Origin of the sequence: Pseudomonas alkylphenolica, assembly GCF_016009175.1 — a bacterium.
Taxonomy (GTDB): Bacteria; Pseudomonadota; Gammaproteobacteria; order Pseudomonadales; family Pseudomonadaceae; genus Aquipseudomonas; species Aquipseudomonas alkylphenolica_B.
The window spans coordinates 32,972-53,500 of record NZ_JADUCM010000034.1 but is presented as its reverse complement, the minus strand read 5'-3'; the positions used below and the strand labels follow the sequence as shown (position 1 = coordinate 53,500).

Annotated in this window: 16 protein-coding genes; 3 read left to right on the top strand and 13 right to left on the bottom strand. The window is 62.2% G+C overall.

Features of this window, described 5'->3' with window-relative positions; genetic code table 11:
* Nucleotides 1-101: 101 nt before the first annotated feature.
* The 3 genes from I5S59_RS22475 to I5S59_RS22465 all read right to left on the bottom strand — a co-directional run bounded on the left by I5S59_RS22475 (nucleotide 102) and on the right by I5S59_RS22465 (nucleotide 7,457).
* Nucleotides 102-1,223 carry an OpgC family protein gene (locus tag I5S59_RS22475; protein ID WP_197878530.1) on the bottom strand — a complete coding sequence of 374 codons (1,122 nt, stop codon included), beginning with the start codon at nucleotides 1,221-1,223 and terminating at the stop codon, nucleotides 102-104.
* Nucleotides 1,224-1,399: 176 nt separating this feature from the next.
* Complete coding sequence (locus tag I5S59_RS22470; protein WP_197878529.1) at nucleotides 1,400-3,019, bottom strand: FMN-binding glutamate synthase family protein; 1,620 nt, start codon at nucleotides 3,017-3,019, stop codon at nucleotides 1,400-1,402.
* A 142-nt stretch (nucleotides 3,020-3,161) separates the two neighbouring features.
* On the bottom strand, nucleotides 3,162-7,457 hold the full coding sequence (locus I5S59_RS22465; RefSeq protein WP_197878528.1) for a DEAD/DEAH box helicase: 4,296 nt from the start codon (nucleotides 7,455-7,457) through the stop codon (nucleotides 3,162-3,164).
* 126 nt (nucleotides 7,458-7,583) lie between these two features.
* Between I5S59_RS22465 and I5S59_RS22460 the strand changes: the two genes are divergently transcribed.
* Together I5S59_RS22460 and I5S59_RS22455 are read left to right on the top strand one after the other, a co-directional pair.
* Complete coding sequence (locus tag I5S59_RS22460) at nucleotides 7,584-7,988, top strand: NUDIX hydrolase (RefSeq protein WP_128324075.1); 405 nt, start codon at nucleotides 7,584-7,586, stop codon at nucleotides 7,986-7,988.
* Nucleotides 7,989-8,021: 33 nt separating this feature from the next.
* A complete protein-coding gene (locus tag I5S59_RS22455) occupies nucleotides 8,022-8,660 on the top strand; it encodes a LysE family translocator (RefSeq protein WP_197878527.1) in 639 nt (212 codons plus the stop codon).
* A 3-nt stretch (nucleotides 8,661-8,663) separates the two neighbouring features.
* Here the strand turns inward: I5S59_RS22455 and metR are convergent, their stop codons facing one another.
* A complete protein-coding gene (metR, locus tag I5S59_RS22450; RefSeq protein WP_128324077.1) occupies nucleotides 8,664-9,581 on the bottom strand; it encodes a transcriptional regulator MetR in 918 nt (305 codons plus the stop codon).
* 237 nt (nucleotides 9,582-9,818) lie between these two features.
* On the opposite strand from metR, the gene I5S59_RS22445 reads away from it, so the two are divergent.
* Nucleotides 9,819-10,811, top strand: a complete 993-nt coding sequence (locus I5S59_RS22445; protein WP_197878526.1) for an alpha/beta fold hydrolase — start codon at nucleotides 9,819-9,821, stop codon at nucleotides 10,809-10,811.
* Here I5S59_RS22445 and I5S59_RS22440 read toward each other — a convergent pair.
* The 9 genes from I5S59_RS22440 to I5S59_RS22400 all read right to left on the bottom strand — a co-directional run bounded on the left by I5S59_RS22440 (nucleotide 10,808) and on the right by I5S59_RS22400 (nucleotide 20,423).
* Nucleotides 10,808-11,134 (bottom strand): GlpM family protein, encoded by a 327-nt coding sequence (locus tag I5S59_RS22440; RefSeq protein WP_197878533.1) that lies wholly within the window; start codon nucleotides 11,132-11,134, stop codon nucleotides 10,808-10,810. The genes I5S59_RS22445 and I5S59_RS22440 overlap by 4 nt on opposite strands.
* A gap of 33 nt (nucleotides 11,135-11,167) precedes the next feature.
* Nucleotides 11,168-12,493: a sigma-54-dependent transcriptional regulator gene (locus I5S59_RS22435; RefSeq protein ID WP_197878525.1), complete on the bottom strand. Its 1,326-nt coding sequence runs from the start codon at nucleotides 12,491-12,493 to the stop codon at nucleotides 11,168-11,170.
* On the bottom strand, nucleotides 12,490-14,397 hold the full coding sequence (locus tag I5S59_RS22430) for a sensor histidine kinase (protein WP_197878524.1): 1,908 nt from the start codon (nucleotides 14,395-14,397) through the stop codon (nucleotides 12,490-12,492). The genes I5S59_RS22435 and I5S59_RS22430 overlap by 4 nt, the downstream gene beginning before the upstream one ends.
* Nucleotides 14,398-14,466: 69 nt before the next feature.
* The gene (locus tag I5S59_RS22425) at nucleotides 14,467-15,201 is read right to left on the bottom strand and encodes an amino acid ABC transporter ATP-binding protein (protein ID WP_128324082.1); all 735 of its coding nucleotides are present in this window, start codon (nucleotides 15,199-15,201) and stop codon (nucleotides 14,467-14,469) included.
* Nucleotides 15,198-15,866 carry an amino acid ABC transporter permease gene (locus tag I5S59_RS22420; RefSeq protein WP_197878532.1) on the bottom strand — a complete coding sequence of 223 codons (669 nt, stop codon included), beginning with the start codon at nucleotides 15,864-15,866 and terminating at the stop codon, nucleotides 15,198-15,200. Before I5S59_RS22420 ends, I5S59_RS22425 begins: the two co-directional genes overlap by 4 nt.
* On the bottom strand, nucleotides 15,863-16,609 hold the full coding sequence (locus tag I5S59_RS22415; protein WP_038607737.1) for an amino acid ABC transporter permease: 747 nt from the start codon (nucleotides 16,607-16,609) through the stop codon (nucleotides 15,863-15,865). The genes I5S59_RS22420 and I5S59_RS22415 overlap by 4 nt, the downstream gene beginning before the upstream one ends.
* A gap of 99 nt (nucleotides 16,610-16,708) precedes the next feature.
* Nucleotides 16,709-17,641 (bottom strand): glutamate/aspartate ABC transporter substrate-binding protein, encoded by a 933-nt coding sequence (locus tag I5S59_RS22410; protein ID WP_197878523.1) that lies wholly within the window; start codon nucleotides 17,639-17,641, stop codon nucleotides 16,709-16,711.
* 304 nt (nucleotides 17,642-17,945) lie between these two features.
* A complete protein-coding gene (gene glpD, locus I5S59_RS22405; protein ID WP_197878522.1) occupies nucleotides 17,946-19,484 on the bottom strand; it encodes a glycerol-3-phosphate dehydrogenase in 1,539 nt (512 codons plus the stop codon).
* Between the two features lie 183 nt (nucleotides 19,485-19,667).
* Entirely contained in the window at nucleotides 19,668-20,423 is a 756-nt protein-coding gene (locus I5S59_RS22400; RefSeq protein ID WP_010221027.1) for a DeoR/GlpR family transcriptional regulator, read from the bottom strand.
* Between the last annotated feature and the right edge of the window lie 106 nt (nucleotides 20,424-20,529).

Genomic DNA, 20,529 nt, shown 5'->3' with positions numbered 1-20,529 from the left:
CACGCCTGCCGAGGTTCCGCGGGCGGGCGCGGCACCGTGATCTCACCCCCCCTCCAAATTGTGGGGGCGCCTACCGGGGGGCGCCCACTCTATAGAAAGGCTCAAGCCGGTACTTGCACCGGCCGCCCCAGGCGCTTGTTCAGGTCAAGCCAGAGCGCCAGCAATACCATCAGGCCCACCCCAACCAGCGCAGTCACGACCTGCACGGGCCAGGTATCGCCACCCAGCGCATTGGCCATGTCGGCCAGCGGCGCCAGCAGTACACCAAAGCAGAATACCTCAAGCGAATAACGCCCCATCCGGCAGCTTTGCTGCACCAGCCAGCCTTCAACCCAGGGCCCGCTCGGCAACAGCTTGGCAGTGACATAAGCCAGGGCCAGGAAGTGCAACAGGCGTGCAGGCGACAGGTTGGTCTTGCTGATCGGGTACAGCCATTCGGCAAGCAGCTTGGGCATCCAGGCGTCATGCACCGCAGGCCAGCGCCAGGACAAGGCGATCACGGCGCACACCAGCAGGTAAATCGCGGCCACCATGAACAGTGGCTGACGCCAGGCCGCTCGGGTTTGCAGCGGCTTTTCGCGTTGGGCATGAATCGCCACGGCGCCGCCGAGAATAAACAACAGCTGCCAGGCCAACGGATTAAAGAACCACACGCCACCTTCCTGGGCCGCGAGGTTCCACTGGAACATCGGCGCCAGCAGGTACAGGGCGACCGACAGGCCTACCACATACTCGACCTTGCGCAGCATCGCCGGCAGCACCAGCGGCAGGCCAAGCAGCAGCAGGATGTACAGCGGCAGCGGGTCCATCAGGTTGGGCTTGAAGCGCAGCAGCAGTTCGTCCACCAGCGCTTGTTGCGGGTTGCCGAGGAAATAGTAAAGGCCCATTTCCTGGATCATGTCGCGGGTTTCGACATGGTTGTTGGCGACGAAGACGATCCCCATCAGCAGCACCAACAGGAAGATGTGCACCACATAGAGCACCCAGGCGCGACGCAGAATGCGCACGCTGGCGACCAGCCAGCCATCGCGCAGGGCGATCTTGCCGTAGGCCAGCACCGCTGCGTAGCCGGCCAGGAAGACGAAAATTTCGGCGGCATCGCTGAAGCCGAAGTTACGCACCGTAAAGTTGGCCAGCGGGTTGCCGGGAATGTGATCCCAGAAAATGAAGATCAGCGCCAGTCCGCGATAGAAGTCGATGCGATGGTCGCGACCGTTGTTCATGATGAAAGCCTTGGCGAGGGTGTTTCAGTAAAGGATAGGTGCCCTGCAGCAGTGGTTCCGTGCTGCAGGGACAGGCCGATCGGCGGCGGGAGGTTTGCAAGTTTTGACGACGATTGCAAAGACAGGGTATTACCGGATGTCTCTGCCTTGCGCCAGGTGCACTGCCGAGCGCTGGTTCATGCTGCCGTGATGGTGCGCGGCTCGAAGCTCTCGGCCTGGGCCATCTGCCACATCCGCGAATAGAACTCGCCACTGATTTCGCCGCTGAGCAATTCACCCGGCTTGAGGAACACATGCATCTGCGAGAACAGTTTGATTTCGGTGGCCGAGACGCGGCGCACGAGGTGCTTGGCTTCCAGCTGTGACGGGTGATCCAGGCCGGCGGCGGCGAGCATTTCGGCCAGGGCCTTGAGGGTGCTGTGGTGGAAGTTGAATACCCGCTGGGCTTTGTCCGGCACTACCAGGGCACGCTGGCGCAAGGCGTCCTGGGTGGCGACGCCGGTGGGACATTTGTTGGTGTGGCAACTTTGCGACTGTATACAGCCAATCGCGAACATGAAGCCGCGGGCCGAGTTGGCCCAGTCGGCACCGATGGCCAGCACGCTGGCGATATCGAAGGCACTGACAATCTTGCCGCTGGCGCCGAGTTTGATCTTGTCGCGCAGATTCAGGCCGACCAGGGTGTTGTGCACGAACAACAGGCCTTCACGCAGGGGCACACCGATATGGTCGGTGAACTCTACCGGTGCGGCGCCAGTGCCACCTTCCTTGCCGTCGACGACGATGAAGTCCGGGAGGATGCCGGTGTCCAGCATGGCCTTGGCAATGCCCATGAACTCCCAGGGATGGCCCAGGCAGAACTTGAATCCCACCGGCTTACCACCCGACAGTTCACGCAGTTGGGCAATGAACTGCATCATCTCGATCGGCGTCGAGAAGGCGCTGTGGCGCGACGGCGAAATGCAGTCTTCGCCCATCATCACCCCACGGGTATCGGCAATTTCGCGGGTGACCTTATGCTTGGGCAGGATACCGCCATGGCCGGGCTTGGCGCCTTGGCTCATCTTGATTTCGATCATGCGCACTTGCGGGCTGCGCGCTTGCTCGGCAAAGCGCTCGGGGTCGAAGCGACCGTCAGAGGTGCGGCAACCAAAATAGCCGCTGCCCAGCTCCCAGGTCAGGTCACCACCGTGTTCGCGGTGATAGGGGCTGATGCTGCCTTCACCGGTGTCATGAGCGAAGTTGCCCAGCTTGGCCCCCTGGTTGAGCGCCCGGATGGCGTTGGCGCTGAGCGAGCCGAAGCTCATGGCCGAGATGTTGAACACCGAAGCCGAATAAGGCTGGGTGCACTGCGGTCCGCCGACGATCACGCGAAAGCTCGACGGGTCGCTCAAGGGCGCAGGGCGCATGGAGTGGCCGATGAACTCGAAGCCGGCCTGGTAAACGTCAATCAAGGTGCCGAAGGGTTTGTCGGAGGCTTCGTTTTTCGCCCGCGCGTACACCAGAGAGCGCTGGGCGCGGGAGAAGGGCAGGGCATCGCTGTCGGCTTCGAGGAGGTATTGGCGGATTTCCGGGCGAATGCCTTCGACCAGGTAGCGGATATTCCCCAGAATCGGGTAGTTGCGCCGCACCGCATGGCGGCTCTGCAGCAGGTCGACGATACCGATCAGGCTGAGCACGGCGGTGCCCAGGGTGAACGGCCACAGCCATTCATGGTGCAGAAACGGCAGGCTCGCCAGGGTGAACAGGACACAGGCGGCGAAAAAGGCGTAGCGGCTGAGAAGTGACAGGCTCATACGGGTTCCTTGCGATGGCACGGTCAGGCTCAGGGCCTGGACAATCCACGACCATAGCCCGGTTCGGCGCGATAGCGCCAGCCTGCACAGATGAAGGTTTGCCGGCGGTTTGCTTGAGTAAAAATCATTCGCGCACGGCCGGTTACGCCGAAAGACTGCTCTCGCGGATCAAGCGGTCGCGCAACGGGCCTTGCTGGTTCGGTTCGATTTCAACCAGATAATGCAGGGTGCCGGCGACCAGGCTGGCGACCGGCAGGCCATCGCGAAAGAGCACGCGATTACCGCTCAGCGCAGGTACCTTGCTGCCAGGTAACAGCGTGCCGAGCAGGTTCAACGGATCGCTGGCGCTGATAGCGACCAGGCTGTTGTCCACGGGACGCCTGCGAACTTCGCGTAACAGCGCCACGGCTTCGGGCAAGGCGAACTGTTCACCTGCAAGGCCGCTGATAAAGCGCCCGCCACGGATCTCGCCACGGGCTTCCAGGCGATGGTAGCAGCGCAGCAGTTCACGCCAGCTGGGCAACCAGTCGGCTTCGCGCTCCAGCAAGCGCCAGCAGATCACGCCATAACGACGTAACAAGGTGCGGGCAACGTGCTCCAGACTCGCTTCGCGGTCGTCCGCAGCCGTGACCTTGCGCAGCAGGGACCAGCGCCCGGCGTCCTCCATGCTGCTGAACAGCGGCCCACGGCTACGCCGGTGGCTACGGCCCTGGCGCTTGCTGGCGGGGGTGATCAGCGCGCGCAAGCCGGCGAAGCTGTCGGCGCTGACCAGGCCGGCGGCGAGCAGTTCCTGCAGCACGTTTTCCAGTTCGCTGGGCAGCAGGTGCGCGTCATGCACCAGTTCGTCGAAAAACAGCGCTCCGTGCTCGCTCAACACCGTATGAACCCGTTGTGCACGAGGGCTCAATTCGTTGTTTTCAACGCCGGGGACGAGTGCCCGCCACAGGTTCAGTTGCGGGCGCGGCAACAGCACCAGTGGCGTGCTGCGTAACGTGTTGCTGGCAGCAGCGGGTGCCAGGCGTGCCCAGGCATGTTTGCCGGCGCGGCAGCTTTCATCCAGCCAGCGCGGGCTGTAGTCCTTGATCCGGCTGGGCAGCAGGTCGCTTTCCCAGGCCCCGGCGGCGGCAGAAAAACCCTCCAGTTGCGCGAGTACCTCGTTCAGCGCTGCCGGTCCTTGCAAGCGGGTGACGGTCGAGAGGTGCTGCCAGTCGAACAGGAAACGCATGAAATCCTGCAGGCTGACCGGTTCGATCTCCCGCCGCAGGCGTTTGACTGTGTAGCGATGAATGCGCGCGAGCAAGTGGCGTTCACACCATTGCAGCGCCGCTTGCTCGGGGCAGAAGTAGCCGCGCATGACATAACCTTGCGCCTCCAGTACAACCAGCGCCTGTTCCAGCGCGTTGCTGGGCAGCTGCAGCGGTGCGGCGATCTGTTCCAGTGTGAGCGGCCCGAAACCGCTCAGGCGCGCGCGCAACACTTCCACCAGCGCCGCTTCGTGCTCGATAGCCTGGTCAAACCCGGCAAGTGGTGCGAGGGCGGGGGTCATGGGGGCGTCGGGATAGAGGCTGCGCAGCAACATCAGACGCTCACGGGCCAGCCACAGGCCGTGACCTGCGTCCACCTGCAGGTAGCAGGCCCGGCCAGCGCTGGCGAGCGATTCAAGCCATGCGTGCCATTCAGGGTTGGCCGTTACTTCCTCCAGGCTGATACACGCCAGGCTCATCAGCGCCTCGTGCATTTCATCGATGCGGTCAGGTGTTGGCCAGGCTTCGGCCTGCACGGCGCTGATGGCCTCGGGGTCCAGGGCGCCAAGGTCGTCACTGCTTTGCACCTCACCGAAGCGTCGACGTTGCACCGCCTGGGTCCGTCGCTCTTCCAGCGGTGCATCGTCGAGAAAGGTGTAGGGCCGCGCATTGAGGATGGCCGCTGCAAGGGGCGAGGGTGCAGGCAGGTCACGACAGACCAGGGTGATCTGGCCGTGTTCGATACGCTTGAGCAAGGCCAGCCAGCCTTCGCAGTCCATAGCCTCATGCAGGCAGTCATCGAGCGTTTGTTCAATCAGCGGATGGTCAGGAATTTGTCGTTCGCCAACGATGTTCTCCAGGCAGGCGATCTGGTCGGGGAACACGGCGGCGATCAAGTCTTCGCTTTTCATGCGCTGGATCTGCGGGGCCACCTTGCGGCCACCGACAAAGCGCGGCAAGGCCAGGGCAACGCCAGCGTTCCAGCGCCAGCGCACGCCAAACAGCGGTGCATCGAGCAGTGCCTGAACCAGGATGGATTCGGCGGTGTTGCTCGACAGGTATCGCCATACCTCCTCCAGGGCAAAACTGTGGCTGGTCGACAGCGATAGCACAATGGCGTCTTCGCTGGCCGCCGCCTGCAATTCAAAATTGAACGTGCGGCAGAATCGCTTGCGCAGAGCCAGGCCCCAGGCGCGGTTGATCCGGCTGCCGAAAGGCGAGTGGATGATCAGTTGGGTGCCACCGGATTCGTCGAAGAAGCGTTCCATGATCAGGGTGTCTTGCGACGGTAGCGCGCCCAGCACCTGGCGCGTCAGGCCCAGGTAGTCGAGCAGTTGCTCGGCGCTGTCCGGCGCCAGGCCAATTACGTTTTTCAGGTAGTCGAGCGCCACCTGCTGCGGGTTGGAAGGCGCGCCCAGGCGCCGGTCGATCTCGCCTTGCAGGCGTGCAACCGCGAATGACAGCTCATCGCTGCGCCCCGGTGCCTCACCCAGCCAGAACGGGATGCTCGGCGGCAGGCCCTTGGCATCTTCGACGCGCACCTTGCCGCTTTCCACCCGCAAGATGCGGTACGAGATATTGCCCAGCTGAAAGATGTCGCCGGCAATGCTTTCCACCGCAAAGTCTTCGTTGACGCTACCGATGTTCAACCCTTGAGGCTCGAGCAGTACGGCGTAGTCAGCATTGTCGGGGATGGTGCCGCCACTGGTCAGGGCGGTCAGGCGGCTGCCGCGTCGCCCGCGCAGGCTGGTAGTCACGGCATCGCGGTGCAGGTAGGCACTGCGCACGCCCTGACGGCCATTGAAGCCTTCGGCGAGCATCGTCAGCAAGGCCTGATAGTGACCCTGGTCGAGCCCGGCGTAGGGCATGGCCCGGCGCAGGCAGTCAAACAACGCTTGCTCCTGCCAGGGTTGGCAGCTGACTTCGGCAACGATCTGCTGGGCCAGTACATCCAGCGGCGCCTCTGGAATGTGCAGCGTGTCGAGTTCACCACGGCGTACGCAGTCGAGCAGGGCCGCGCATTCGATCAGGTCGTCGCGGGAGAGGGGAAACAGCCGCCCTTTGGGCGTGCCCTCGACCTGGTGGCCGGAGCGCCCGACCCGTTGCAGAAAAGCCGAGATGGAGCCCGGCGAGCCGATCTGGCACACCAGTTCGACCTCGCCGATATCGATCCCCAGTTCCAGTGACGCGGTGGCCACCAGCACCTGTAACTCGCCGCGCTTGAGGCGCTGCTCGGCTGCCAGGCGATGCTCCTTGGCCAGGCTGCCGTGATGCGCGGCGACCGCATCCGGGCCAAGGCGCTCACTCAGGTGGCGGGTCAAGCGCTCGGCCAGGCGGCGGGTGTTGACGAACACCAGGGTGGTGCGGTGTTCGCGCGCCAGGGTCGCCAGGCGGTCGTACAGCAATCCCCAGACATCGGTGGCCATCACCGCATCCAGCGGCACCGGTGGGACTTCCAGGGCCAGGTCGCGGGCACGGGCGTGGCCGATATCGACGATTGCGCAGGTGCGACCCTGGCCGGTCAGAAACTCGGCCACGCGTTCAATCGGCCGCTGGGTGGCTGACAGCCCGATACGCCGCAGGGGGTGTTCACACAATGCTTGCAGGCGCTCCAGGCTCAAGGCCAGGTGGCTGCCGCGCTTGTTGCCAGCCAGGGCATGAATCTCGTCGACGATCACCGTGTGCACGCTGGCCAGGCCCTGGCGCCCGGATTCGGAGCCCAGCAGCACATACAATGACTCGGGGGTGGTGACCAGAATATGCGGCGCCAGGCGGCGCATTGCGTTGCGTTCCTTTTGCGGGGTGTCGCCGCTGCGCACTGCGGTGCGAATCGCCAGCGGCTCTGCGCCTTGTTCGATCAGTGCCTGGTTGATACCGGCCAGCGGCGTTTGCAGGTTGATCTGGATGTCGTTGGACAGCGCCTTGAGCGGCGAGACGTAAACCACCTGGGTCTGGTCGGGCAACGCGCCACTGGCGAGGCCCTGCTTGAACAGCTCGTTGAGAATCGCCAGGAACGCGGTGAGGGTCTTGCCTGAACCGGTCGGGGCCGCCACGAGCAATGACTGGCCACGACGAATCAGCGGCCAGGCCTGGGCCTGGGCGGCGGTCACGGTCGGGAAACAGTGCAGGAACCAGGCACGTACGGCCGGGTGGAATGCTGCCAGTTCCGGGTGGTTCATCGCGGGCAGGTTCATGGACTGTTTATGCGGCCAGGCGCGGCGCGTTGCAAGGGACGTTCGTCAGGGCGCGGTACGGCGACGCGATTGTGCTGGCACCGGCAACATGTGATCCTAACGCGTTTTTCTGTTGACGAGTTTCCCATGAGCAAAACCATCCGCATCGCTGCTGCCCTGCTGCTCGACCCGCAAGGCCGTACCCTGTTGGTACGCAAGCGTGGCACCCAGGCCTTCATGCAGCCTGGCGGCAAGATCGAGGCCGATGAACAGCCGGTGTCGGCGCTGGCCCGCGAACTGTTTGAAGAGCTGGGGTTGCAGATCGACCCCCAGGATGCGGACTACCTCGGCCAGTTCAGCGCGCCAGCGGCCAACGAGCCGGGATTTGAGGTTCAGGCCGAGCTGTTTCAGGTACACACCGCGATGCCCGTCGAGCCCGGTGCAGAAATCGAAGAGGTGGTCTGGGTCTCGGCACGCAAGCCGCTGTCGCTCGAGCTGGCGCCGCTGACACGGGACCTGATCCTGCCGCTGTACCGCACGCTGGCGCGGTAAGCTGGCTAACCTTCCATTGGCAAAGGACTGCTTATGATTCCCCTGCATGAATGGCTGTTGTTTACCGGCGCGGCGTTGTTGATGGTGCTGACGCCCGGCCCCAACATGATCTACCTGATTTCGCGCTCGATCTGCCAGGGTCGGATGGCCGGGGTCACCTCGCTGGTGGGCGTGGTTGCCGGTTTTCTGGTGCACATGACGGCCGCCGCCGTGGGCCTGACGGCCGTGTTCATGGCAGTTCCACTGGGGTATGACCTGCTTCGCTGGGCGGGCGCCGCCTACTTGCTGTGGATGGCCTGGCAAGCACTCAAGCCGGGGGCACGCTCGCCCTTCGAGGCCCGCGAACTGGCCCCCGATGCACCGGCAAAACTGGTGATGATGGGCTTTCTGACCAGCGTGCTGAACCCCAAAGTGGCGATCTTCTACCTGTCGATCCTGCCGCAGTTCATTACCCCTGAGCACGGCTCGGTACTGGCCCAGAGCCTGATCCTCGGCCTGACCCAGATCAGCGTGAGTTTCTCGGTGAACCTGTTGATCGCTGTGTTCGCTGCCAGCCTTTCGGCCTGGTTCGTGCGTTATCCGCTGTGGCTGAGGCTGCAGCGGTATGTCATGGGCTTTGTCCTTGCCGGCCTGGCACTGCGCCTGGTGCAGGAGCAGCGCAAGCTGGCGTGACCGTCAACGCACGGCGCTGACCCCGTCGAGGGTGGAGAACGAGGTATCTTTGGCGGTCAGCAAAAAGTCGCGCATGTAGGGTGCATCGAGCATGTCGGTGCGCACGGCTGCATACAAAGTGGCAAACAGACCTTTCTCGCCCAGGCGTTTGCCCTTCACGTAACCGCGCGAGCTGTATTCGTGCAAAGCCCAGTGCGGCATGCCACAAACGCCTCGCCCGCTGGCGACCAGCTGCATCATCATGACCGTCAGTTCCGCCGTGCGCACCTGCGCAGGTTCAACATCGGCGGGTTCGAGGAAACGGGTGAAAATGTCCAGGCGATCACGTTCTACCGGGTAGGTGATCAGGGTTTCACTGATCAGGTCATCCGGCACGATGTAAGGCTTGCTGGCCAAGGGGTGCTGGTTGGCTACGGCGAGCATGGCTTCATAGGTGAACAGCGGCACATAGGTCAGGCCGGCCAGCTCGAGCGGGTCGGAGGTCACCACCAGGTCGAGGTCGCCGCGTGCCAGGGCGGGCAGCGGCGCAAAGGCAAAGCCAGAAGCCAGGTCCAGTTCGACCTCTGGCCAGGCGTCGCGAAACTGGTCGATGGTCGGCATCAGCCATTGAAAGCAGCTGTGGCATTCGATAGCCATGTGCAGACGCCCGGCGGTGCCGCCTGCCAGGCGGGCGATGTCGCGTTCGGCACCGCGCAACAAGGGCAGGGTGGCGTCTGCCAACTGCAGCAGGCGCAGGCCGGCGCTGGTGAAGCGGATTGGCTTGGTCTTGCGCATGAACAGCTGCATCCCCAGGCGCTCTTCCAGCTCTTTGAACTGGTGAGACAAGGCCGACTGGGTAAGGTGCAGCCGTTCAGCGGCCTCGACCAGGCTGTCAGCCTCGCGCAAGGCATGCAGGGTTTTCAGGTGGCGGATCTCAAGCACGACTGGCTCCATGAGCAAAACTGGATGAAAAACTTCTTATGTTGAGTTTCTCTCATGTTGTTATTGGCTGTCGACTGGCATTTTGCAGTTGAGCGACGCCCGGTAACGTCCACAGCCCGTCGTCGGGATGACCGTCGGGCGCCATTCATTAAATTGTCACGCAACTGTGGCAGCGCGCTTGAACGGCTTTCATCAGACTCGCGTTCTACTGGGGATTTGCATTCTGGTGTTTCTGTCATGCGGGCTTTTTTGTTTTTTCTGGCACTGATCGGTGCTACTTCTTCCTTTGCGGCGTCGCGCTGTGACGTCAATGTGCCCACCGAGCGGGTCGAGCTGGCGCAACTGAGCGTGGCGTACCAGAGCATCGGCCGCGATTCGGACCCGGCCCTGCTGTTGGTCATGGGCCTGGGCGGGCAATTGATCCATTGGCCCGATGAGGTGGTGGTTGCCCTGTGTCAGCAAGGTTTTCGGGTGATCCGTTACGACAACCGTGATGTCGGGCTGAGCACCTGGAGCCAGGCCCCGGCCACTGCCAACCTCACCTATCAGCTGTTGCGTTACAAACTCGGGCTCTCGGTAACGGCCCCCTACACCCTTACGGACATGGCCGAAGACAGCCTGGGGCTGATGGACGCCCTGCGCATCGAACGCTTTCATGTGCTGGGGGTGAGCATGGGCGGAATGATCGCCCAGCACTTGGCGGCCCTGGCCCCCGAGCGGGTGGAGAGCCTCACTTTGATCATGTCCAGCTCCGGCGCCCAGGGCCTGCCAACGCCAAGCCCGGCGCTGGTGCAGTTGCTGGCCCGCCGCGAAGCGCCGAACCGTGAGGTGTCCATCGAGCAGCAGGCCGACCTGCTGGCGGCGCTGGGCAGCCCACAGGTCAAGGACGATCGTCAGGAACTGTTGCGCCAGGCGGCGCAATCCTATGACCGTGCCTTCAATCCTGAAGGGGTCGAACGCCAGATCATGGCCATACTTGCCGAACCCAGCCGGGTGGCCTTGCTGGATCGCCTGCGGGTGCCCACCCTGGTGGTGCATGGCACGGCCGATCCGTTGCTGCCGGTGATGCATGGTGTGCACCTGGCTGCGCATATTCAGGGCAGCCAGTTACGCTTGATCCCGGGCTTGGCCCATCGCTTTCAGGAACAGTTCAAGGCGCCGCTGCTGGCGGCTGTTTTGCCTTACCTGAAAGCCCATCGACAGGACCTCAGCCATTGGGCGCAGCTTTAGTGCAGGCGCAGCCAGAGGCTCACAAGTATGCCGGCGGCTACCAGCCAGGCCAGCGTCGCCAGGGCGAGCGACGCTTCCAGGCGCAGGCGATCGACCAGCAGGTACAAGGCCATCAGGTAGACAAGGTAGGGGATGATTGACCACATGCCGAACAGGATGGTGGTCTTCAGGTCTTCCAATGAGCGCTCTTTGCCGACGATGTAGTGGGCAATCAGGGCGAACGTCGGAAACAGCGGGACCAGCCCGGCGATGTAGTAGTTGCGGGTTTTCGCCAGGGCGGCAAGGATCACCACCACGGCGGCGCCCAGACAGGCTTTGAGGATGAGGTCCACAGGTGCTCTCGATTGATGGGCCGGTCAACCCAAGCCGTATTTTTTCACTTTGTCGAACAGGGTCGTCTTGGCCATGCCCAGCTCCTGACTGGCCTGGCTGAGGTTGCCCCCGGTACGTTGCAGGGCGTCGCTGAGCAGGTTGCGTTCGAAGGCTTCGACCGCTTCGGAAAACCCCAATCCCTGAGCGGCGCTGGTGCCGGACTTTTTGAACGCCGGCAGCCCCAGTGCATAGCGTTCTGCGACGTTGCGCAGCTCGCGCACGTTGCCCGGCCAGTCGTGGGCCATCAAGCGTGACAGGGTCTGGCTGTCCAGTTGCGGTGTTTCGCGGTCGAAGCGAAGTGCGGCCAGCTGCAGGAAGTGTTCGAACAGCTGGAGGATGTCTTCGCGACGCTCACGCAGTGGCGGTAGTTCCAGGGTAACGACGTTGAGGCGGTAATACAGGTCGCTGCGAAACTGTCCGCTCTGGCCAAGGGCGTCGAGGTCGGATTTGGTGGCGGCGATCACCCGGCAGTCGACAGCGATGCTCTGGTTCGAACCCAGTCGCTCGAGGGTGCGTTCCTGCAACACCCGCAACAGTTTGATCTGCAGGTTGATCGGCATGCTCTCGACTTCGTCGAGGAACAGCGTGCCGCCGTTGGCGTGCTCAATCTTGCCAATGCGACGTTTGCCGGCGCCGGTAAACGCATTGGCTTCATGGCCGAATATTTCGCTTTCAAACAGGTTTTCCGGCAGGCCACCACAGTTCAGGGCAACAAAGGGCTGGCTCTGGCGACGGCTGAAGTCATGCAGGCAACGAGCGACCAGCTCTTTACCGGTGCCGGTCTCACCTTCAATGAGGACGTTGGCCGAAGTGTCGGCGACGTTGGCAATCAGTTCACGCAGGTTCTGCATCGCGGGGGAGCGGCCGATGATCCGGCCTTCCAGGGTGCTTTGCTCGGCCAGTTGCCGACGCAAGGCGAAGACTTCCCGGGATAACCCGCGTTGTTCCAGGGCGCGGCGTACCACCTCGACCAGACGCTCCGGGGCGAAGGGTTTTTCCATGAAGTCGTAGGCGCCGTTGCGCATCGCGCCCACGGCCATGTCGATGTCGCCATGGCCGGTAATCAGTACAACCGGCAGGCTACCGTCGCGGGCTTTGAGGCGGCTCAACAGCTCCAGGCCATCGATGCCGGGCCGGCGGATGTCCCTGACCACGATACCGGCAAAGTCATCGCCGATGCGTTGCAGGGCTTCTTCGGCGCTGCCGACGCCCTCACAGGCGATGTCTTCCAGCGCCAGGGCTTGTTGGCAGCCCAGCAGCACATGCGGGTCGTCTTCAACGATCAGGACGGTAAGGGGCGCGTGGTTCATAGGGGCACGACAACTTCTGTTGGGGCGTTGGCCAGGGGCAGGGTAATGACGAATGCAGTTCCGCCCTCGGCGGGGTGCTCGACGCTCAGGCTGCCCTTGGCGGCGGCGGCCAGGCTGGCAGACAGGGTCAGGCCCAGGCCCAGGCCATGCTCACCGGGTTTGGTGGTGAAAAAGGGTTCGAACAGGTGCTTGCGCGCTTCATCGTCAATCCCGTGACCATTATCGCGTACCCGCAGGCGGTATTTGTCACCTTGCAGTTCGCCTTCCAGCCACAGCTCGGGCAGTGGTTGCGCGGCCATGGCATCGAGGGCGTTGCCGATCAGGTTGACCAGAATCTGCTCCAGACGGGTCTGGTCGATCGCCAGCTGCTGGTCGTCGAACTGCTGGTTGAGTTTCAGGTGGCACCCGGCAATCCGTGTACCCAGCACTTGAAGGCTGGCGTCCACGGCCTTGGCCAGCGATGCCTGGCCACTGTCTTCACCGCGCCTGGCAAAGGAACGCAGGCTGGCGGTGATCCGGCCCATGCGGTCGATCAGGTCGTTCATGGTGCGCAAGTTGGTGCTGGCGGTTTCCAGTGCGCCGCGCTCAAGAAAACGCACGGTGTTGCCCGACAGGGTGCGCAGCGCCGCCAGCGGCTGGTTCAGTTCATGGGCAATGCTGGTGGACATCTGGCCGATCGCGGCGAGCTTGCCGGCCTGGACCAGTTCGTCCTGGGCATGGCGCAAGGTTTGCTCGGCGCTGCGGCGCTCGCGAATCTGCGCCTTGAGGCGGTCGTTGCTGGCGCGCAGGTCGGCAGTGCGCTCGGTGATTTTGCGCTCCAGCTGGCTATTGGCTTCTTCCAGTGCTTCACGCGCGGCCAGTCGGGTGGCAATGACCTTGCGTCGTTCGTTCCAGGCGATCAGGACGATGGTCAGCAGGGCAAAGGCAACGGCGACCAGCACACCCTGGATGATCGACTCGCGGCGCAGGTCTTGCAGCGGGGTGAGCAGGGTGAAATGCCACGGGGTGTCGGCCAGGCGGCGGGTCTGCGCCAGGTAGGCGACTTCACTGCGACCGTCGCCCAACTCGGCATTGGCCGGGAAGCTGAGTTTTTCGATGCCGTCAGCCAGCGTCTCCCGCGACAAGGGTTGCAGCTCGTTGAGCGGCCACCAGTAGTACTGCAGGCTGCGCGCCAGGCGCTCTTTTATTTCCGGGGTCAGCGCGCGCACGGACTTGAGTCGCCGCGCCGGGTCGCTGGAGAGGATGATGATGCCATTCTCGTCGCTGACAAAGGCTTCCAGGCGTGCGCGTTGCCAACGCTCTTCCATGTTCTCCAGGCGCACCTTGATCACCGCTACACCGATGATCTTGCCGTGTTCTTCAAGGCCGTGGGCCAGGTAGTAGCCCGGCTCGCCGGTGGTGCTGCCGATGCCATAGAAGCGCCCAGGCTGGCCGCGTACGGCTTGCTGGAAGTAGGCGCGGAACGACAGGTCTTCACCGAGGAAACTGTCGACGTCGCGCCAGTTGCTGGTGGCCTGGACCCGGCCGGTGGTGTCGAGGACAAAGATCGCGCGGCTACGGCTGCGGCGATTCAAGCCCTCGAGGTATTCGTTGACCGTCTGGCGATGCTCGCCGTCGGGGTCGGTCAGCAGGCTGGAAACGCTGTTTTCCAGTTCCAGCAGGCTGGGCAGGTAGGTGTACTTGCTGATTTCGCTTTCGACGCCACGCGCGTGCAGCTCAAGCTGGCGCTCGCCGGACTCGCTCAAGGTGCGGATGCCGTTGTGTTCGCTGATCAGGAAGCCAGCCACACCCAGGCCGACCATCAGCAAAATGATCAGGGGCGGTATCAGCAGTTGGCGGATCAAACGGGGTTTCACGGCAAGAGCAGGCTTGGCTGGGCGAAAGAGCGTGGGGTCGCATTTCATCACAGTGACCTTGGTACGACCAGCATCCTCTGTCCGGGATGCCTTGGACAGAGGGTGCTGGTCGTCACCTCAGTGTTGCAGGATTTTGCTGAGGAAGTGCTGGGTGCGCTCATGACGCGCGCTCGGGTCGCCGAAGAAGGCTTCCTTCTGGCAATCCTCGATGATTTTGCCTTGGTCCATGAAGATGACCCGGTTGGCGACCTTGCGGGCAAAGCCCATTTCGTGGGTCACACACATCATGGTCATGCCTTCATGTGCCAGCTCGACCATGACGTCGAGTACTTCGTTGACCATTTCCGGGTCCAGCGCCGAGGTGGGTTCGTCGAACAGCATGACGATCGGGTCCATCGACAGGGCGCGGGCAATGGCCACACGCTGCTGCTGACCACCGGAGAGCTGCCCCGGGTGCTTCTTGGCGTGGGCGCTGAGGCCTACGCGTTCAAGCAGGGCCAAGCCCTTCTTGGTGGCTTCCGCTTCACTGCGGCCGAGGACCTTGCGCTGGGCAATGGTCAGGTTCTCGGTAATGGTCAGGTGCGGGAACAGTTCGAAGTGCTGAAACACCATGCCGACCCGCGAACGCAGTTTGGGCAGGTTGGTCTTCGGGTCGGCGATGGAAGTGCCGTCGACAACGATGTCGCCTTTCTGGAAAGGCTCCAGGGCGTTGACGCACTTGATCAGGGTCGACTTGCCCGAACCGGACGGACCGCAAACGACCACCACTTCACCTTTCTTGACCTCGGTGTTGCAGTCGGTCAGAACCTGGAAGTCGCCGTACCACTTGTTGACGTTCTTGATGGAAATCATACGGTTATCCTTTTCTGCAGACGCTTGACCAGCCAGGAAGCGGAGAAGCTGATGACGAAGTACACGGCACCGGCGAATACCAGGAACTCATTGGAGCGCCCGATGATGTCGCCACTGGCACGTGCCGAGTTGAGGAAGTCGACCAGGCCGACGGTGTAGACCAGCGAGGTGTCCTGGAACAGGATGATGCTCTGCTGCAGCAGCAGCGGGGTCATCTTGCGAAACGCCTGGGGCAGGATGATCAGGCGCATGGTCTGGCCATAGGTCATGCCCAGCGCCTGGGCGGCACCCATCTGGCCCTTGGAGATCGACTGCACGCCGGCCCGGACGATTTCGCAGAAATACGCCGCCTCGAACATCATGAACGCCACGACGCAGGAGGTGAAGGCACCGATTGGCGTGTCTTCGCCGGTGATCCAGCGCAGCACGAACGGTACCGCCAGGTAGAACCAGGTGATCACCAGCAGCAGCGGGATGGAGCGGAAGTAGTTGACGTAAGCACCGGCAAGATTGGCCAGCAGCTTGTTCGACGACAGCCGCATCAGGGCCAGGATGGTGCCCAGCACGATACCGCCGACAACCCCCATGACCATCAGTTGCAGGGTCATCACCATGCCGTTCCACAGGCCTGGCAGGGCGGGAATGATTCCACTGAAGTCCATTATTTGCCCCCCACGGAAATCAGGCCGGGTACCGCGACTTTCTTCTCGACCATGCGCATCAGCAGCATCAGGCCCATGTTCAGGGTGAAGTAGATCAGGGTTGCCAGGGTGAAGGCTTCGAACAGGTTGGCCGAAAACTCGGCGGTCTGTTTGGTTTGCGCCAGCAACTCCATCAGGCCGATCAGCGAGGCCACCGAGGAGTTCTTGAAGACGTTGAGGAACTCAGAAGTCAGCGGCGGAATGATGATCCGGTAGGCTTGCGGCAGCAGTACGTTCCAGTAGATCTGCGGCAGGCTGAAACCCATGGCGCGGGCAGCGGCTTCCTGGCCGCGCGGCAGCGCCTGGATACCGGTGCGTACCTGTTCGCAGACACGCGCGGCAGTGAACAGCCCCAGGCAGATGACTACGCTGATCAGCGCCGAGGTGGTCGGGTTGAGGTCTTGCTTGAACCATTCCTGCAGGCCTTCAGGCAACAGGTCGGGCACCAGGAAGTACCAGATGAACAGCTGCACCAACAGCGGCACATTACGAAACAGTTCCACGTAGCACGTGGCGATACCCGATACCACGCGGTTCGGGACGGTACGCATGACGCCGAGCACGGAGCCCAGCAGCAGCGCGATGATCCAGGCGGCGACGGCAATGGCGATGGTCCAGCCCAGGCCGGTGATATACCAGTCCAGATAGGTTTCGCTGCCAACACCAGTGGACTTGAAGAACACGCCCCAGTCCCAGTTGTAATTCATCGGGATTTCCCCTCAGATCAGTTTTTTCACGGGCACCTTCGAGCATCCAAGGGTGCAAGGCACCCTCGGATGAAAGGTTAGACACAAACTAGCTGGGGATCAGGACTTCTTGTCGTCTGCAGCTTTGTCGGTAGGCGTGGCGATCAACGCCTTGAGCTCGTCGCTCATCGGGAAGTTCAGGTTCAGGCCTTTAGGCGGGACTGGCTGGTTGAACCACTTGTCGTAGATCTTGTTGATCTCGCCCGACTTGTAGAGACCGACGATGGCATCGTCGACGGCTTTCTTGAACGCCGGGTCGTCCTTGCGGACCATGCAACCGTAGATTTCATACGACTGCGGCGTACCGACAATGGCCCAGCCTTTCGGGTTCTTGGCCTTGGCCATTTCGCCGGCGAGCAGGGCGTCGTCCATCATGAAAGCTACGGCGCGGCCAGACTCGAGCATCTGGAAGGATTCACCGTGGTCCTTGGCAGAGATGACGTTCATCTTCATCTGCTTGTCGGCGTTCATGGCCTTGAGGATGCGTTCGGAGGTGGTGCCTGCGGTGGTGACCACGTTCTTGCCAGCCAGGTCAGGGAAGTCCTTGTACTTGGCGTTTTCCGGCTTGCCGTCTTCTGCTTTGGTCAGCAGGCGGGTACCGACTTCGAAGATACCGACCGAGAAGGCCACTTGCTGCTGGCGCTCGACGTTGTTGGTGGTCGAGCCACACTCGACGTCAACGGTGCCGTTCTGTACCAGCGGAATACGGGTCTGGGAGGTGACGAGGTTGTATTTGACCTTCAGGTCTGGCTTGTTCAGGTCCTTTTTCAGGGCCTCGACGATTGCCAGTTGGATGTCATGGGAGTAACCGACGGGTTTACCCGAAGCGTCGGCGATGTAGGAGAACGGGATAGAAGCGTCGCGGTGCCCCAGGGTAATGGTGCCCGAGTCGTTGATTTTCTTCAGGGTGCCGGTCAGTTCTGCAGCGCTGACGGGCATGCTGATCAAAGCAGCCGTGACGGCTGCGCCCAACAGGTGGGGGACGATACGCATCAAAATTTCCTCGACGTTGTTTTTCTTATGGAGCCGTTGGCCGGCTCTTTCGTTCAGCGAACACTGCAATGAAGCGTTGCGCATTCGGGTACTGAGTGTAGAGCATGAGTCGTGCCAAGCCCTGACTTTGATCACAAGGCCTTGAGAAATCGAGGTATTAATCTTTTTTGAAGGTTCGGTGGCGGGATGATTCGTCCGGCCGGCCGAATACCGCTCGTCTGCCTGTTCGGGATTCCGAATGCAAAGGGACGAGCGGCCATTGATTCTGGGAGCCGGCTCAGCCGGCGATAGGGTCGACCCGGTGTCAGGCTGCCTGAACGCGTGCCCGGTTCACTTCCAGTCGCTGCAGGTAGTCCTGCAGTGCCTGTTGTTCGGCGGCAGTGGTGAGCAAGCCGAGCTTGCTGCGACGCCAGAGGATGTCGTCGCTGCTGACGGCCCACTCTTCGCCACACAGGTAGTCCACCTCGCGGGTGAACAGGCCGCCACCAATCGCATCGCCCAGGTCTGCAGGGCCTTGCACACCTTCGAGCAGGCGCCAGACGCGGCTGCCATAGGTCAGTGCCCAGCGCTTGGCGATCTCGGCCGGAAGCCAGCTGCAACGGGCCAGAATTGCCTCGGCCAGCGCGTGTGGGGTGGTCATGTTCTCGCCGCCCGGCAGGGGCGCGGCAGCGGTCCAGCTGCCACGCATCTGGGTGAAAAACGGCGCCAGTTCGGTCATCGCCGACTCGGCCAGCTTACGGTAGGTCGTCAGCTTGCCACCGAACACCGACAGCAACGGCGCTTCGCCGGCGCTCGCCGACAGGGCCAGGGTGTAGTCGCGGGTCACCGCCGATGGGTTGTCGGATTCGTCGTTGCACAGTGGGCGCACTCCGGCGTAGGTGTGCAGGATGTCGGTGCGGCTCAGTTGGTGATTGAAGTGTTCGTTGACCACCTTGAGCAGGTAGTCGGTCTCGCCTTCGGTGATCGCGACCTTGGCCGGGTCACCGGTGTATTCGCGGTCAGTGGTGCCGATGAGGGTGAAGCGCTCCAGGTACGGGATGGCAAACACAATGCGCTGATCTTCGTTTTGCAGAATGTAGGCATGTTCGCCGTCATACAGCTTGGGGACGATCAGGTGGCTGCCCTGGATCAGGCGGATGCCATACGGCGCCTCAAGGTTGAGGTCGTCCTGGATGAACTTGGCGACCCACGGGCCAGCAGCATTGACCAGGGCGCGAGCCTGGATGGTTTGCAGGCTGCCGTCGGCATTTTGCAGTTGCACCTTCCACACACCGTCAACCCGCTCGGCACTGATGCAACGGGTGCGGGTACGGATCGTTGCACCGTTTTCCCGGGCAGCCATGGCGTTGAGTACCACCAGGCGGGCATCGTCGACTGCGCAGTCGGCATATTCGAAACCGCGGGTGATCGCGGGTTTGAGCGGGTTGCCGGGGCCGAAGCGCAGGCTGCGCGAGGCGCCGAGCTTTTTGCGCTTGCCCAGGTTGTCGTAAAGGAACAGCCCTGCGCGAATCATCCAGGCCGGGCGCAGGTGCGGACGGTGCGGCAGTACGAAACGCATCGGCTTGACGATATGCGGAGCTTTGGCCAGCAGCACTTCACGCTCGGCCAGGGCTTCACGTACCAGGCGGAATTCATAGTGTTCGAGGTAGCGCAGGCCGCCATGGATCAGCTTGCTGCTGGCCGACGAGGTATGGCTGGCAAGGTCGTCTTTTTCACAGAGGAACACTGACAGGCCGCGTCCGGCTGCATCAGCGGCGATCCCTACACCGTTGATGCCTCCGCCAATCACGGCGAGGTCATAGATGTCAGCGGGGGCGGGCGACGATTGGCTGGACTGCTGCACGGGCGGCTTCCTCAAGAGCTTTTTAATATCGAAACTGAACATCAATGTTCATTTGCGAAAATATTAGCGCAAGAAGATGCTGGCCACCAGTCGCATCTGATAGAAAGTACTGATAGAACGAGAATAAAATGAAAAATAACGAACATTTACGCTGCCACCCTTGCGGTGGCAGCTGTTGCTGACTCAGACCACTTCGAGACGGATCTTGTATTGGTTGAGCAACTGGGTAAGGGCGGGTACCGGGGCCTGATCGGTCACCAGGCAATCGATCAGGCTGATCGAGCCCAGGCGAACCATAGCATTTCGCCCGAACTTGCTGGAGTCGGCCGCCAGAATGACCTGCCGGGCATTGGCGATGATGGCCTGGGAAACGCGCACTTCCTGATAATCAAAATCCAGCAGGCTGCCGTCTTCGTCGATGCCGCTGATACCGACCAGGGCAAAATCGACTTTGAACTGGTTGATGAAGTCGACACTGGCCTGGCCAACCACGCCGCCATCACGGCGTACATTGCCGCCGGCCAGCAGCACTTCGAAGTCGTCCTTGGCGCTGAGGATCGACGCCACATGCAGGTTGTTGGTGATGATCTTCAGGTGGTTGTGGTTGAGCAGGGCGCGGGCAATGGACTCTGTCGTGGTGCCAATGTTGATGAACAGCGAGGCATGGTCGGGAATCTGCGCGGCGATGGCTTCGGCAATGCGCTGCTTCTCATCGCGCATCTGATCGGCGCGCATGGCGTAGGCGGTATTCTCGATACTCGAATCGTAGGCTGCACCACCGTGGTAGCGGCGTAGCAGATTGACCTCCGCCAGTTGGTTGATATCGCGGCGGATGGTTTGCGGGGTGACGACGAACAGCTGCGCCATTTCTTCGATACTGACATAGCCGCGTTCGCGGACCAGTTCGAGGATTTGTTGTTGGCGGGGGGGCAGATTCATGGGCGGTCCTTGGGGATGCCGGGCAAATTGCGCCATGATGCCGTAGGAATGGGCTGACGGCCAGCAGGTGTAGCGGATTCACCGGAGCGCCGGACCGCCGCGATGG